Source organism: Micromonospora sp. NPDC049175, from assembly GCF_043197345.1.
Lineage (GTDB): Bacteria > Actinomycetota > Actinomycetes > Mycobacteriales > Micromonosporaceae > Micromonospora.
In genome coordinates this window covers 478,644-491,578 of the sequence record NZ_JBICSY010000002.1, presented here as the reverse complement: position 1 = coordinate 491,578, position 12,935 = coordinate 478,644, and the positions used below count along the sequence as shown (strand labels likewise).

Annotated in this window: 12 protein-coding genes and 1 tRNA gene; 5 read left to right on the top strand and 8 right to left on the bottom strand. The window is 68.5% G+C overall.

What is annotated here, in order from left to right; genetic code table 11:
* Positions 1–112 precede the first annotated feature (112 nt).
* Positions 113–613: a cupin domain-containing protein gene (locus ACGFH8_RS09190; RefSeq protein ID WP_393365482.1), complete on the top strand. Its 501-nt coding sequence runs from the start codon at positions 113–115 to the stop codon at positions 611–613.
* Positions 614–748: 135 nt separating this feature from the next.
* On the opposite strand, the gene ACGFH8_RS09185 is transcribed toward ACGFH8_RS09190, so the two are convergent.
* The 4 genes from ACGFH8_RS09185 to ACGFH8_RS09170 form a co-directional block, all read right to left on the bottom strand.
* Positions 749–823 (bottom strand) — tRNA-Lys (locus ACGFH8_RS09185).
* Between the two features lie 196 nt (positions 824–1,019).
* Positions 1,020–1,448 (bottom strand): DUF4279 domain-containing protein, encoded by a 429-nt coding sequence (locus ACGFH8_RS09180; RefSeq protein WP_393365481.1) that lies wholly within the window; start codon positions 1,446–1,448, stop codon positions 1,020–1,022.
* A gap of 279 nt (positions 1,449–1,727) precedes the next feature.
* Positions 1,728–2,372, bottom strand: coding sequence for a DUF3995 domain-containing protein (locus tag ACGFH8_RS09175; protein ID WP_393365479.1), 645 nt, complete (start codon positions 2,370–2,372; stop codon positions 1,728–1,730).
* Complete coding sequence (locus ACGFH8_RS09170) at positions 2,369–3,652, bottom strand: acyltransferase family protein (protein WP_393365478.1); 1,284 nt, start codon at positions 3,650–3,652, stop codon at positions 2,369–2,371. Before ACGFH8_RS09170 ends, ACGFH8_RS09175 begins: the two co-directional genes overlap by 4 nt.
* A 275-nt stretch (positions 3,653–3,927) precedes the next feature.
* Between ACGFH8_RS09170 and ACGFH8_RS09165 the strand changes: the two genes are divergently transcribed.
* From ACGFH8_RS09165 to ACGFH8_RS09155, 3 genes are all read left to right on the top strand, one after another.
* A complete protein-coding gene (locus ACGFH8_RS09165; protein WP_393365476.1) occupies positions 3,928–4,698 on the top strand; it encodes an IclR family transcriptional regulator in 771 nt (256 codons plus the stop codon).
* 479 nt (positions 4,699–5,177) lie between these two features.
* Entirely contained in the window at positions 5,178–6,608 is a 1,431-nt protein-coding gene (locus ACGFH8_RS09160) for an extracellular solute-binding protein (protein WP_393365474.1), read from the top strand.
* The gene (locus tag ACGFH8_RS09155; protein ID WP_393365473.1) at positions 6,605–8,644 is read left to right on the top strand and encodes an ABC transporter permease subunit; all 2,040 of its coding nucleotides are present in this window, start codon (positions 6,605–6,607) and stop codon (positions 8,642–8,644) included. The genes ACGFH8_RS09160 and ACGFH8_RS09155 overlap by 4 nt, the downstream gene beginning before the upstream one ends.
* Positions 8,645–8,729: 85 nt before the next feature.
* Here the strand turns inward: ACGFH8_RS09155 and ACGFH8_RS09150 are convergent, their stop codons facing one another.
* From ACGFH8_RS09150 to ACGFH8_RS09140, 3 genes are all read right to left on the bottom strand, one after another.
* A complete protein-coding gene (locus tag ACGFH8_RS09150) occupies positions 8,730–9,287 on the bottom strand; it encodes a GNAT family N-acetyltransferase (RefSeq protein ID WP_393365472.1) in 558 nt (185 codons plus the stop codon).
* Between the two features lie 89 nt (positions 9,288–9,376).
* A complete protein-coding gene (locus tag ACGFH8_RS09145) occupies positions 9,377–10,324 on the bottom strand; it encodes a GNAT family N-acetyltransferase (RefSeq protein WP_393365471.1) in 948 nt (315 codons plus the stop codon).
* Entirely contained in the window at positions 10,321–10,932 is a 612-nt protein-coding gene (locus tag ACGFH8_RS09140) for a dihydrofolate reductase family protein (RefSeq protein WP_393365469.1), read from the bottom strand. Before ACGFH8_RS09140 ends, ACGFH8_RS09145 begins: the two co-directional genes overlap by 4 nt.
* 130 nt (positions 10,933–11,062) lie before the next feature.
* Between ACGFH8_RS09140 and ACGFH8_RS09135 the strand changes: the two genes are divergently transcribed.
* Positions 11,063–11,935: a LysR family transcriptional regulator gene (locus tag ACGFH8_RS09135; protein ID WP_393365467.1), complete on the top strand. Its 873-nt coding sequence runs from the start codon at positions 11,063–11,065 to the stop codon at positions 11,933–11,935.
* Between the two features lie 26 nt (positions 11,936–11,961).
* On the opposite strand, the gene ACGFH8_RS09130 is transcribed toward ACGFH8_RS09135, so the two are convergent.
* Positions 11,962–12,861, bottom strand: a complete 900-nt coding sequence (locus ACGFH8_RS09130) for an alpha/beta fold hydrolase (RefSeq protein ID WP_393365465.1) — start codon at positions 12,859–12,861, stop codon at positions 11,962–11,964.
* Positions 12,862–12,935 lie beyond the last annotated feature (74 nt).

The window sequence follows — 12,935 nt, the reverse complement described above, 5'->3', positions numbered from 1 at the left end:
TGGCGGGCTCTCCGCGAGGATCAAACGAGCGGCCCCGTCGAATTGCCTCCGTGGGACGCGCCGTTGCCCACCGATCGAACCAACCGACCGCACACCCCAGGAGACGATCACGATGATTCCCGACGACGATCCCACTCGCTCGCTGACCGTGGCGAACCCCGACGATCCCGACACCACCTACATCTCCCTGGTGGGGAACACCTACGGCATGTTGATCACGGGCGAGCAGACCAACGGCGCGTACTGCCTGATCGACATGCGCGTCCCCGACGGCGGCGGCCCGCCGCCGCACCGGCACGACTTCGAGGAGATGTTCACGATCCTCGAGGGCGAGATCGAGTTCACCTTCCGCGGCGAGAAGCACGTCGTGCGGGCCGGCTCCACGATCAACATCCCGGCCAACGCGCCGCACAACTTCCGCAACACCTCCGGTGCGCCGGCCCACATGCTCTGCATGTGCACCCCGGCCGGGCAGGACGAGTACTTCACCCGGATCGGCGACGTCGTCGCGGGCAGGGACGCACCGCCGCCGCAGCTCTCACCTGACGAACTCGCCGAACGCCGTCGCCGCGGGGCGGAGCTGGCCTCGACCTATCGCAGCGAGTTCCTGTGAGCGGCCAACCGCTGGCGCTCTGACGATATCGAGCCCGAGCAGCAGCACCCGTCGGGCTGACTGCGGAAGGGGTCCGAGCCGCAGGTATGCGGCTGGGACCCCTCGCGGCCTGCGTTTTCCCAGTTCACCTGGCGTTGGTGGGCCGCCTGGGACTCGAACCCAGAACCTAAGGATTAAAAGTCCTCAGCTCTACCATTGAGCTAACAGCCCTCTGCGCTTCAGGCTACCCGACCACCTGTGCCCGGGTTGATGTCCGCCCCCGGTCCAGACGAGCGAAGCTGATCTACGTTGGCCGAGGTTCGTAAGCGATGATGACGGGCAGCCGCGCGCCGGGATGAGGTGCGGATGACCCTCGCCGAGAAGCACGCCGCAGTGAGGGACGAACATCGCCGCTACGTGACCGCCCTCAGTCATCCCCGTATTCGTCCACGTCCAGCTCGGCCCCGGTGCGCTGGAGGAACGCCACGGCTCGGCGATCGAGGTGCCAGCCGAGACGTTGATGCTGGGCGCCATCGTCGTCACCGAAGTAGCGCACCACCTGGAGTGTCGAGGTTAGGCCCTCCCCCTCCGACTCGTCGATCGCTCTGACGAGGGCCGCGATCTCATCAGCGATAGGCTCAAGGCGGTCGATCAGGCGGTCGACCTGCTCATCGACCGTCAAGCCGCTGTCCCGACACATCACCCTCCACGAATGGACGCGCGGCACCGGGGGGTTCGCCCTCCTGCTCCCCTTGACGCTTGTCTCGTCCGGCTCCATGCCTAGCCGCGTCGCCATCTCGCGCGCGGAGAGCTGGTCCGAACGCAACGAGAAGTACGCGTACTGGTGTACCCGCATGACTTCGCCTACCAGCCCTTACTCTCGCCTCGTGGCCAGGCGGCGAGCGCCGCTACGACAGCACAGAGCATCAGACAACTGAACCCGGCGCAGAGAAACATGCCGAGTCCCCACAGGGTCCCCTCCATTCGACGATGGTATGCACTCGATCAACAGTCGCCCGGCAGCCCTGCTACTCGGGACGCTCGTCGCCGGGCGGCCGTTCCACTCAGGACCCGCGCCGGTCGAGGGACGCCGACCAGGCCGGCGACCGTAAAGGCGCGCGTCGGCCCGTGCCCACTACTCGCTGCCGGATGCCAGCCAGGTGACGATGAACGGCGCGGCGGCGGCCACCAGACCACCGAAGAAGGCGAGCACGCTGGCGGCGACCCCGATCCGGCGTCGCCACGAGCGTCGTTCCGACGTTCCCCGCAGGTACGCGAGCGCCGCGGCACCGAACAGGACTCCTCCGAGCATGAACCAGGGACCCCAGAACATCGCGTACCAGCGGAGTTCCGTGGTCATCGTCTCACCCGTGAACAGGGCGCTCAGTCCGAAGCCAACGAACGTGCCACCGTGGGCCAGCAGCAGGGCGGAGGCGCCCGAGCTGGGCACGAGCAGCAACCAGTTCGGGACCCGTCGCTTCGCCAGCACCGGCACCCACTGCGGAAACACCAGGCCGTACGGACGCACGAGCGCCAGGCCCAGCACAACGCCGAACAGCTCCAGCACCACTGTCATCCACAGAGCCGCGAAGAGCATTCGGTCGCCCTGTGCGTGCAGGTCCTTGATCCCCTCGGAGAGGGTCGCGAGTCCGACGCTTCCGCCGAGCGCCCAGTAGATGCCGCGAATGGCGAACAGCAGGGCCCAGATCGCGGCGGCATAACCCGCCCAGACCGACCTACGGCGAGTGGGAGCCTCAGTGCCAGTCGTCGACTGGGTCATCGAGCGTCGAAGCTCCCGGTGCTCCGGTAGACGCCTGGCTCGAATTCCTGACTCACGACCCCGCGCCCGGTCAGGACGACTTCGGTGGGCTGCTCGGCCACGACAGCCACATCCTGCGGCTCCTGCGCCGGGGGCGCCAAGGGCGGCGCGGGCGCCGAGGGCGGTGCGGGCGCCGCGGACGGTGCCGGCGGCGCGGACGGTGCCCGGCGCGGGTAGAGATTGCGCAGGTACCTCTCCACCGGGTGTTCGACCCAGCGGTAGCAGGCCCAGGCCAGGGCAATGCCCAGCACCGTCCAGATCAGGAGGACCTTGAGGTTCGTCCAGCTCGCGGGGCCGGCCTTCACCGTGCCCATCAGCCAGTGGATGACCGACAGGTGGACCAGGTAGAAGGCGTAGGACCAGGCGCCGAGGGCGACGAGTGGTTTGCTCCGGAAGATCGAGGGGCGTCCGGAGATGTCGCGGATCGCTGCCGCGAGCACCACCAGTACGCAGGCGGGCACCAGGCCCTGCTGCGACCAGTGCGCACCCCACCAGCCCAGCTGCGCACCCCACCACAGCAGCAGCACCGAGGCGGGCACCGTGGAGAGGGCGACCCACAGATTGAGTTTCGGTCGCCAGCCACGGAGGAGTGCGGCGGCGGCGATCATTCCCAGCAGGAATTCGATGAATCGGATCGGCGGGAAGCGGAGGAACCAGGAGAGCTGGATCCAGTACTCCTTCGGGTCGATCAGATCCTGCACGAAGAACCAGTACGCCCACTCGACGAACAGGCCGGCCGCCGCGATGATCGCGAGCGCCGGCAGCCGCAGCCGTAGCAGCGGCCGGATGACGAACGGGAAGAGCAGGTAGAAGAAGGCCTCGCAGGAGACCGACCAGGCCACCGGGTTGGCGACGAGATGCGCCGCCGGCGGGAACCACGACTCGGTCAGCGACAGGCTCAGCAGGGTGCGCTTCCAGGAGTGCCAGACCTGGTCGAAACTGACCCAGGCGATGGCGGTGCTGACCACGAGCGCGGGCCAGACCCGGGCGAAGCGGCGCCAGTAGAACGTCCCGGTGCCCACCGTGGGAGAGAACGACCAGGTCAGCACGAAGCCGGAGAGAACGTAGAAGAACGTGACCCCGGCGTCACCGAATCGGAAGAAGTCGCCGAGCTTGATGCCGTAGACCGTGGGCAGCTTGATGATCTGGTTCGCGTGGAACAGGAACACGGCGAAGGCGGCGAACCAGCGCAGCCCGGTCAGTGACTCGACCCGAGGCATGCGTTCTTTGTGAGAATTCATCGTGATCTGGCACCTTTTGGGCATCGGCCTGACCGAGGGTCGGCTGGCGCTCCAGGCATAATGCCAGGCTTCCATCTGCCGTGGCAGAGGGGCCGGTCCGCGACCTGGCCGTCGAGGAAGTCGACCAAAAGCCCTGACGTGCGGAGGGTACGCGCCAACCGGGCGGCACGCTGGTCGCCGCGTCCCGTACCGGCGTTGACGCAGTTATCCTCTTCAGGTGCTGGTCCGTGTGCGGCGCGCTGACACGGGTCCGGCATTTCGAAGGGACTATCGACATGCCCCGTGTGGTATCGGCGGTCATCCGCGCACTCGACATCCTCGAACTGTTCCTGGACCATCCCCAACTGTCGGCCCGTCAGGTGATGGAGCGGCTCGACCTGCCCCGCACCACAGTTCACGAACTGCTCGTCACGCTCGAGGCCCGCTCGTACCTGATCTCCGTACCGGGCCAGCCGGTGCAGTATCGGCTCGGCATGCCGCTGTTCCAGCTCGGCGCGGCGTTCGCCGGCCGTCTTGATCTGGTCCGCGAGGCGCAGTGCGTCGCGCGGGACGTGGCCGCCGCGTGCGACGAGGCGGTCCACGTGGCCGTGCTCGACGGCGCCGACGTCATCTACCTCGTCAAGTTCGACAGCACCCACCCGGTCCGGATGGTCTCCGCGGTCGGGCGGCGACTCCCGGCGCACTGCACGGCGGTCGGCAAGATACTGCTGTCGGGGCTCGATCAGGCCGCGCTGGACGAGGTCCTGAAGAAGGGCGACCTGCCGGGCATGACGCCGGACAGCATCACCGACCCGGACCGCCTGCGCGCCCATCTCGAACGTGTCCGGGAGGAGAGCGTCGCGGTCGACGTCGGCGAGTCGGACAGCGCCATGCGCTGCGTCGCCGCGGCGATCCGCGATCATTCCGGTACGACGATCGCCGGGATGAGCCTGTCCGCGCCGATCATCCGCTGGACACCCCAGGCGCACGTGCGGTGGACGGGGTTGGTTCGCGAGGGTGCCGCCGCGCTGTCCGCCCGGATGGGCTACCGGGCTCAGCCTCGATAGCCAGCCTCGCGCTTTCGGTTCGAAACACCATCGAAACATTGACATCTGTCAGAATGCTGCTCTAGCGTCGCGACCACTCGATACGGTATCTCGAACTCAGTTCGAAATCTCGAACGGTGGTGGTCCCGTGGCCCGACCGAACTGGAACGTCAGCGCCACCTTCTCGGCCCGGTCGCCGACCACCCCAACCCCGACGTGCCACCCGGCGAGCGGCACGCGACATCTCTCCCGCGGCTCGCTCGGACGCACACGCAGAGCGTGCACGAACGGACTTCCGACGGTGAACGGCGGCACGGGCGGGCCCGACGCCACCGTGGCAACCCCACCAGCTCCGACGACGAGTACGCGATCGCACTGATCGATGCGGCGACGTGCCCGCGGTCGCCGACCAGAGACACACCTTGGAGCACGAGCATCGCACTGTTCGCCATGCACTCCTTCGGCGTCCAGCGGTGCCGAAACGAAGGAGGCGATGGTCCATGGAGGACAACCCGGCGTGGTCTCGGCGCGGCTTTCTCGGGATGGGGGTGGGGGTGCTCGGCGCGGCCGGTCTGGCCGCGTGTGGGGGCGGCTCCGAGTCGAAGAGCAAGGTGCAGCCGGAGGTTCCGCAGGAGCTGATCGACGCCGCGGCGGCGATGAAGGGCTCCTCGATGGGGATGCTGTCGCAGAAGCTCTACTCGACGGCCGCGAACGAGGCACTCGACAGCTCGATCAAGAAGTTCGCCGACACCACCGGCACGAAGATCGAGAACAGTCTGGTCCAGGCCGACGCCGGTGACGTGGTGGCCAAGATCGACGCCGAGGTCAAGGGCGGGGTGGCGCGCGACCTGGCGTTCATGACCGACTCCCGGTTCGTCGCACAGTTCCAGGCGCTCGGTGACCTGGAGGACGTGACGGACGTCGTGACGGCGCTGACCGCCAGGTACGGCGAACCCTGCGCCGAGGCCAAGAACTACTGCGTCTTCGACGGCAAGTGGTTCGCGATCCCGTACCACTTCATCGGGATCGGGTCGTTCCTGCGCAAGGACTGGATGCAGGACAAGGGCATCACTCCCAAGGACATCTACAGCTGGGAGGAACTGCGGGATCTGTGCCTGGAGATCTCCGATCCGACCAAGCGCCGGTTCGGCTGGGGCATGACGGTGAACCGCTCCGGTGACGGCAACGGCATGATCGAGGCGCTGATCAACGCGTACGGCGGGTCGATCGCCTCCAACGACGGCCGGAAGGTCACCTTCAACTCCCCGGAGACGGTGCAGGCGGTTGCCTTCCTCGGTGACATCTACACGAACCCCAAGTACAAGCCGATGTTGCCTCCGGGGATCGCGAGCTGGACCGACACCAGCAACAACGAGAACTGGCTCGCCGGAATCCTCGGCTACACCCGCAACCAGTTCAGCGTCTACGCGGACTCGCGGACCAAGAAGAACCCGGTGCACGCCAACACCCACGTGTTCTCCGACTGCATCGGGCCGGCGACCGACAATCCGCTGCTCCTCGGCCAGTCGCAGGGCTTCGTCGTCTTCAAGGGCGCCAAGAACCCGGCGCTCGCCAAGCTCCTGGCGCAGTACCTGGTCAGCGCACCCGCGCTGCTCGGGGTGGCGAAGGAGGCGCCCGGCCTGGTGATGCCCGCCTGGGAGAAGGTCTGGGATGCCGACCCGTTCTTCACCAGCGGCGACGCGGCGTTCCCCATGCTGCGCAGAATCACCGAACTGAAGCTGCCGCTGAACACGAAGAACGGCCTGGCCTTCCCGCAGAAGGCCAGCGCGGGCCAGCAGGCGGTGGGGTCGGCCTACGTCCTCACCGACATGATGCAGCAGGTCGTGCAGGGAGCGGCGCCGCAGCAGGCCGTGACGGCCGCCCACGCGAAGATGGTGCAGATCTTCAACCAGCAGGGGCTGCGGCAGTGAGCTCGCTCCGTCCTGCGCGGGTCCCGGCGGCGCGGAAGTCCTCGCCGCCGGGGCCTGGCTCCCTCACGGCGGTCCAGCGGCGACTGGGGCGTGACTGGCGGCTGGCGGCACTGTTCCTGGCACCGATGGCCGTGCTGGTCGGCGGGCTCGTTCTCGTGCCGATCGCCCGGTCGATCATCACCAGCACCACCGAGCGGCACGGGCAGGACAGCGTGTTCGTCGGCCTGGACAACTACCTCGCCCTCGCCGGCGACGAGCAGTTCCACACCGGCGTGGTGAACTCGTTCGTCTTCACCGCGTACGCCGAGGTTTTCAAGGTCGTGCTGGGATTGGCCGCGGCCCTGCTGCTGCACCATCGACGCCGTGGGCGGGCCGTGCTGGCCGGGTTGCTCCTGGTGCCGTGGGTGGTGCCGACGGTGGTCACGGCGTTCAGTTGGCGCGCGCTGCTCGACCCGATCTTCGGCAGCGTCAACACGCTGCTCACCGCCACCGGGATCGGGCCGCTGCTGGCCAGCGCGCACCTGGTCGACAGCTGGCCGGCGGGCTGGTTGTCCGACCCGGAGCTGGCCATGCCCTCGGTGATCCTCGTCAACGTCTGGAAGGGAGTGCCGTTCTTCACCGTGTGTTTCCTCGCGGGGTTGAAGGCCATCCCGGCGGACCTCTACGAGGCGGCGACAATCGACGGCGCCTCGGCGTGGCAGCGGTTCAGAAACGTGACGCTGCCCGGACTGCGTCACGTGATCACCGTGACGGTGACCCTGTCGTCGATCTGGACGTTCAACAACTTCGACCTCGTCTGGTTGCTGACGCAGGGCGGCCCGGGCGACGTGACCGCGCCGTACGTGCTCATCGCCTACTCGAAGGCGATCCTGCAACTCCAGTACGGCGCGGGCGCGGCGGTCACGCTCGTCATGCTGCCGATCATCGGCGGGCTGGTGTTCGTCCTGGTCCGGTTGTTGCGCCAGGACACCAACATCAAACTGCCCCGGCGGCGCCGAGGGACAGCACTGTGGATCGGGACCCGGCGGTGGGCTCCGACGGCGCGGAAGGCCCTGCCGTGGGTCGTCGCCGCGCTCGTCACCGGTCTGCTGGCCTGGGCCTCACCGCAGATCTTCTGGAAGGCGGCGGTGGTCCTCGGGGTGATCCTGCTGATCGCCGCGGCGGTCGGCCGGGTCGTCTCGACCCTTCAGTCCCGAGGCGGTCGCCGGTCGTCGTCAGTGGTGTCGGGCCTGGGTTCCTGGACCGCGCTGGCCGGGTTGCTCTTCTTCGTGCTGGGCCCGCTGTACTGGATCGCCGTCACGGCCTTCAAGTCCGAGGGCCAGGTCGTCATGCGTACCGACGACCTGTGGCCGACGCCCTGGACGCTCGAGCAGTTCGGCGCGCTGTTCGACAACCAGCCGTTCGGCCGCTGGTACCTCAACACCCTGCTGGTGTCCGCGGCGTCGACAGCCGTGGCGCTTGTCTGCGCCGCCCTGGCGGGCTACGCGCTGGCCCGCCTGCGGTTCCGCGGGGCGCAGGGCTTCACCGTCACGGTGCTGCTCACCTACGTGATGCCGGGCGCGCTGCTGTTCATCCCGCTGTACCAGATGCTCATCGGCGCCCGGCTGACCGACTCGTTGTGGTCCCTGGTGGTGACGTACCCGACCTTCACGCTGCCGTTCGCCACCTGGCTGCTGGTGGGGTACTTCTCGTCGATCCCCGTCGAGTTGGAGGAGGCCGCGCTCGTCGACGGTTGCAGCCGCATCCAGGCGTTCGGCCGGGTGGTGCTGCCGCTGGCCAAGCCAGGCCTGCTGGCGGTCGCGCTCTTCACCCTGACCAACGCCTGGAACGAGTTCCTCTTCGCATTCGTGTTCATCACCAAGGACGAGTACAAGACGCTCCCCGTGGGGATGCAGTCGATGATCGCCGGAGATGTGGTGCCGCAAGGCCAACTCGCCGCCGCGTCGCTGCTGGTCAGCATCCCCGTGGTGGTCATGTACGCCTTCGGGCAGCGCTTCCTCACCGAAGGGCTCACCGCAGGCGCGGTGAAGGGCTGATCGAGCGTACGAACGGGCCGCTGGCGCCGATCGGGCACCAGCGGCCCGGCACCGGAGACCCACGACGGCTCCCGCCTGCGCCGGATCAGCGCGTGGCGTCGCCCGTTTCGACATCTGTTGCGATCATCGAAAAGACGGCCAGGTCGTGCGCCTTCTCGCCATCCCAGTCGGCCATCCGTAAGGTGCCCTCCCGCTGGTAACCGGCCTTCTCCGCGACCCGAAGGGAGGCGAAATTGTCGAGCCGGGCGTGCAACTGGACGCGTCGCAGTCCGCCGTCGGTGAGCGCCCACCGGCCGACCACGCGAGCCGCGGTGCTCGCATGGCCTCGGCCACGACAACTGGCCCGCACCCCGTAGCCGATTTCGCCGCGTCCGGCCTTCCAGTCGACGTCACGCAACCCGATGCTGCCGACGATCTCGCCACCGGCCACGTCCACGAGTGCCAGGAGCACACCGTCGCCGTCCAGCCGTCGGCGCACGATCCTGGTCATCCACTCGTTGACGTCCGCGACGGTGTGCGGTGAGCCTGGCGGCAGTGCCGTCCGATCGTCCGCCGCCACGAACTCCGCCACCTGAGCGGCGTCCTGCGGCCCGAACTCACGAATCTCCAGACCACCCGAGACGATCTGCACCGGTGCGAACATGGTGCGGAGCGTAGAGCCCCGACCGCAGTCGCCGCGCGCCGTTATCCCGCCGAGCGGGGGAACAGGTTCGGCGGCGGCAGGGCCGCCACTCACTGCCAGGCCATGTTGACGGCCCGTTCGAAGTTGACGTAGCCGGCGCGGGCGAACGCCGCCGCCATGGGCACGTTGCCCAGGTCGGTGGCGGCGCGAATGCGGGGGACGTCCTCGGCGGCGAGGATTCGGGTGCCCTCGGCGAGGAGGCCGTCGACGTACCCGTGGCCCCGGTGCTCCGGTACGACGCCGAGGTAGGCGATCACCGGGTGGTACGCGTTGCGCGCTGGGATGACGAACCCGACCGGCTCACCGTGCTCGCCCACCGTGCCGATCCGCCACCATTCGCGAGGGCTGGAGTACGTGGCGAGTTCCTGCTCGTAGTGCTTGACGGCGGCCTCGTGCGGCGACATCAGCCCCAGGTCGGTACGGCTGTGCGCGTCCAGGGTGCCGTCCAGCGCACGGGTCATCAGCGCGACCAGCTCGTCGGTGTCGAGGGCCGGACGGAAGGCCAGGCGCGGGTCGGGTGCGGGCAGACCGCTGTCGGGACTCCACTGGAGGCGTAGTCGTTCGACGGTCAGGCGTGCGCCGGTGCTCTCCAGGACGCTCATCCTCGTGCGCACCGCCCGGTGGGTGTCCGGGTCCGCACGCCAGTCCGCCGGGATGAAGCGGCCGTACTCCGGTGGGGTGCCTCCCGCTGGCAGGACCTGCGTCGCGGCCGTCTCGTACAGCGCCCGCGCCACCTCGGTCAGGTCTTCGGCGCCGTCGTCGACGTCGAGGATGTCCAGGAGCAGCGGGCTGCTGTCGCCGTCGCGGCCCCACCAGGCGACCCTGGCGAGCAGGCGGTCCCCGTGCAGCGCCACCCACATCCACTCCGGTCGGCGGCGGTGCGCGGCGAGGTCGTCGGCGAGTTCGTGGTTGATGGTGTACGGCAGACGGTTGAACAGCGCGATCTCGTCCGGCCCGGTGATGGGACGGATCGTGAGGGTGTCGGGGAGTGTGCTCATGCGGACTCGTTTCCGGTCTGGGCGTGCGTGTAGGTGAGGAAGAGCGCGCCACTGTCCAGGACGGTGTGGTCGGTCAGACGCCAGGTACGCGGTGCGAAGACGGCGTCGCGGCCGAAGAGCGGGATGCCGGCGCCGATGGTCAACGGGGCCAGCTTGACGATCAACGTGTCGATCTCGGAGTAGAGGGCACCGGCCAGGGCCCCGCCGCCGATCACCCAGACGTCCTTGCCGTCGTGCCGCTTGAGCTCTCGTACCGTGGCGATGGGGTCGGTGGCCAGGACCTCGACGGCCGGGTCCGGGCTGTCGCCGAGCGTGCGGGAGAACACCAGGTGGCGCAGGTGCGGGTACGCGTCGGTCATGCCGGCCCGCAGACCCACCTCGTAGGAGTGCCGCCCCTCCAGGACGGTGTCGAAGCGGCTGCCCTCGTCGGTGATGCCGAACGCCTGCCGGGCCGGGCAGGGCAGGGTCTCCGGATACTCGGCGACGAGGTGGTGCAGGTAGTCGTCCGGGATGGGCCAGAATCCGTCCGGGCCGGTGGGGTCGGCGCCGTCCGGACCGGCGATGAAGCCGTCCAGGGTGGCGGCGATGTAGTAGACGAGCTTGCGCACGAGCGACTCCTTGGCTGAGGCGTGTTCCTCGCTCCGACGTCGACAAGCCTGCGTGCTGACACCCTCGTCCACAAGATCACTTCTGGTAACGTGCCATAACCCTTCGCTAATTCACGAGACGAGATGAGCGGTGGAGCTTCGGGACATCGAAATCTTCCTCACCCTGGCGGAGGAGCTGCATTTCACCCGCACCGCGCAGCGACTGCACGTGACCCAGGCGCGGGTCAGCCAGGCGATCAAGAAACAGGAACGGCGGATCGGCGCCCCCCTGTTCGAGCGGAACAACCGACGGGTGGCACTGACACCGATCGGCCAGCGGCTCTTCGACGACATCCAGCCGATGTACCGGGGCCTGTGCGAGGGGATGGATCGGGCCAGGCGCGCCGCACGCGGCAGGACCGGGGTGCTGCGGGTCGGCTCGATCGCCGTCAACCTGCACGACTTCCGGGAGTTGTTCACCGCGTTCGCACAGGGCCACCCCGAGTGCGAGGTACAGCTCCGGCACGTCGACTTCGGCGACCCCTTCGGTCAGCTCCGCGCCGGCGACATCGACGTGCAGATCGTGTGGTTGCCCGTCCAGGAGCCGGACCTCACCGTCGGCCCGGTCATCTACACCGAACCCATTGTGCTGGCAGTCGGGGCGAGCCACCCGCTCGCCACCCGTGAGTCGGTCTGCTACGAGGACCTGGCAGACGTGACGGTGATGGGCGGGGCCCGGCCGGACTACTGGCGGGAGATCCTGGTGCCCCTGCGCACACCGAGTGGACGTCTGATCCGCATCGGCCCGTCCGTCTCCAACTTCCAGGAGATGATCCCGATCCTCGTCACCGGCGAAGCCGTCTCACCGGTCCACGCCCAGGCCGCCCGCTACTACGCGCGGCCGGACATCGCGTACGTGCCGATTCGCGACGCCCCGCCCGGCCGGTGGGGCCTGATCTGGCGCACCGGCAACGAGACGGAGCTGATCCGCTCGTTCGCCGACACCGCACACCGCCTCAGCTAGCTTCACCTGCTTCTCGAAGGCGAGCGCTACCGGTTTGCCACGAGGAAGTCCTCCAGGATCTCGGTGAACCGCACGGGCTGCTCCTCGGCCACGTAGTGGCCGCAGTCGTCGACGATCACGCCGGTGACGTCGTCGGCCGCCAGCCGCATCGTGTCGGCGGGCGCCGCGCCGCTGTACCGCGCCCCGCCGACGGCGAGCACCGGCAGCGTCAGGCGGGTCTTCCTGCGCTGCTCGTTCTGCGCGATCGTCTCGTCCAGCGCCCGGTAGTACGCGAAGCTCGCCGGCAGCCCGCGCGGGTCCGCGACGATCGCGTCGACGTAGACGTCCACGGCGTACGCGGGGATCGCGTCCGGGGTGGCGGCCTTCTTGGCGAACTGGTAGCCGAAGAAGAGTTGCTCCCGCCCCCGGACCAGTTCCTCGTTGAGGTCGGTGAGCCGGTTGAAGCCGAAGTGCCAGAGCCGCTGGTTGACCGCTGCCGGGCTGAAGACCGACGGGGTCGGCGTGAGGCCGGGGATGATGGCGTCGACGACGGCGAGCCGGTCCACCCGTTCGGGGTGATCGGCAGCGAGGGCGTATCCGGTCCACATGCCGATGTCGTGGCCGACAACGTCGAACCGGTCGTGCCCGAGCGCGGCCATCAGCGCGACCAGGTCGGCCGCGAGGGTGCCGGCGTCGTAACCGTCGTCGGGCTTGTCGGAGAGCCCGGCGCCGCGTGAGTCGACGGCGACGACGGTGTGCTGGCGGGCAAGCGCGGGCATCACGTGCCGCCAGGCGTACCAGGTCTGCGGCCACCCGCCGACAAGCAGCAGCGGCGGGCCGTCCCCGCCGGTGACGGCGTGCAGCCGCAGCCCGTTCACCTCCACGAGGCGACTGGTGAAGACGTCGGTGAACCCGTCGGGCAGTCGTAGCGAACTCAGGTATGTCATGTCGACCACCCTACGCATCTTGGAACGATCAGTACAAGACCTTTGGAACGATCGGTACAAGATGTGTAGGCTGA

Bases quoted from the DNA above. Each gene is read 5' to 3' on its own strand.
- ACGFH8_RS09190 (WP_393365482.1), top strand. From the start codon at position 113: ATGATTCCCGACGACGATCCCACTCGCTCGCTGACCGTGGCGAACCCC.
- ACGFH8_RS09180 (WP_393365481.1), bottom strand. From the start codon at position 1,448: ATGCGGGTACACCAGTACGCGTACTTCTCGTTGCGTTCGGACCAGCTC.
- ACGFH8_RS09175 (WP_393365479.1), bottom strand. From the start codon at position 2,372: ATGACCCAGTCGACGACTGGCACTGAGGCTCCCACTCGCCGTAGGTCG.
- ACGFH8_RS09170 (WP_393365478.1), bottom strand. From the start codon at position 3,652: ATGAATTCTCACAAAGAACGCATGCCTCGGGTCGAGTCACTGACCGGG.
- ACGFH8_RS09165 (WP_393365476.1), top strand. From the start codon at position 3,928: ATGCCCCGTGTGGTATCGGCGGTCATCCGCGCACTCGACATCCTCGAA.
- ACGFH8_RS09160 (WP_393365474.1), top strand. From the start codon at position 5,178: ATGGAGGACAACCCGGCGTGGTCTCGGCGCGGCTTTCTCGGGATGGGG.
- ACGFH8_RS09150 (WP_393365472.1), bottom strand. From the start codon at position 9,287: ATGTTCGCACCGGTGCAGATCGTCTCGGGTGGTCTGGAGATTCGTGAG.
- ACGFH8_RS09145 (WP_393365471.1), bottom strand. From the start codon at position 10,324: ATGAGCACACTCCCCGACACCCTCACGATCCGTCCCATCACCGGGCCG.
- ACGFH8_RS09130 (WP_393365465.1), bottom strand. From the start codon at position 12,861: ATGACATACCTGAGTTCGCTACGACTGCCCGACGGGTTCACCGACGTC.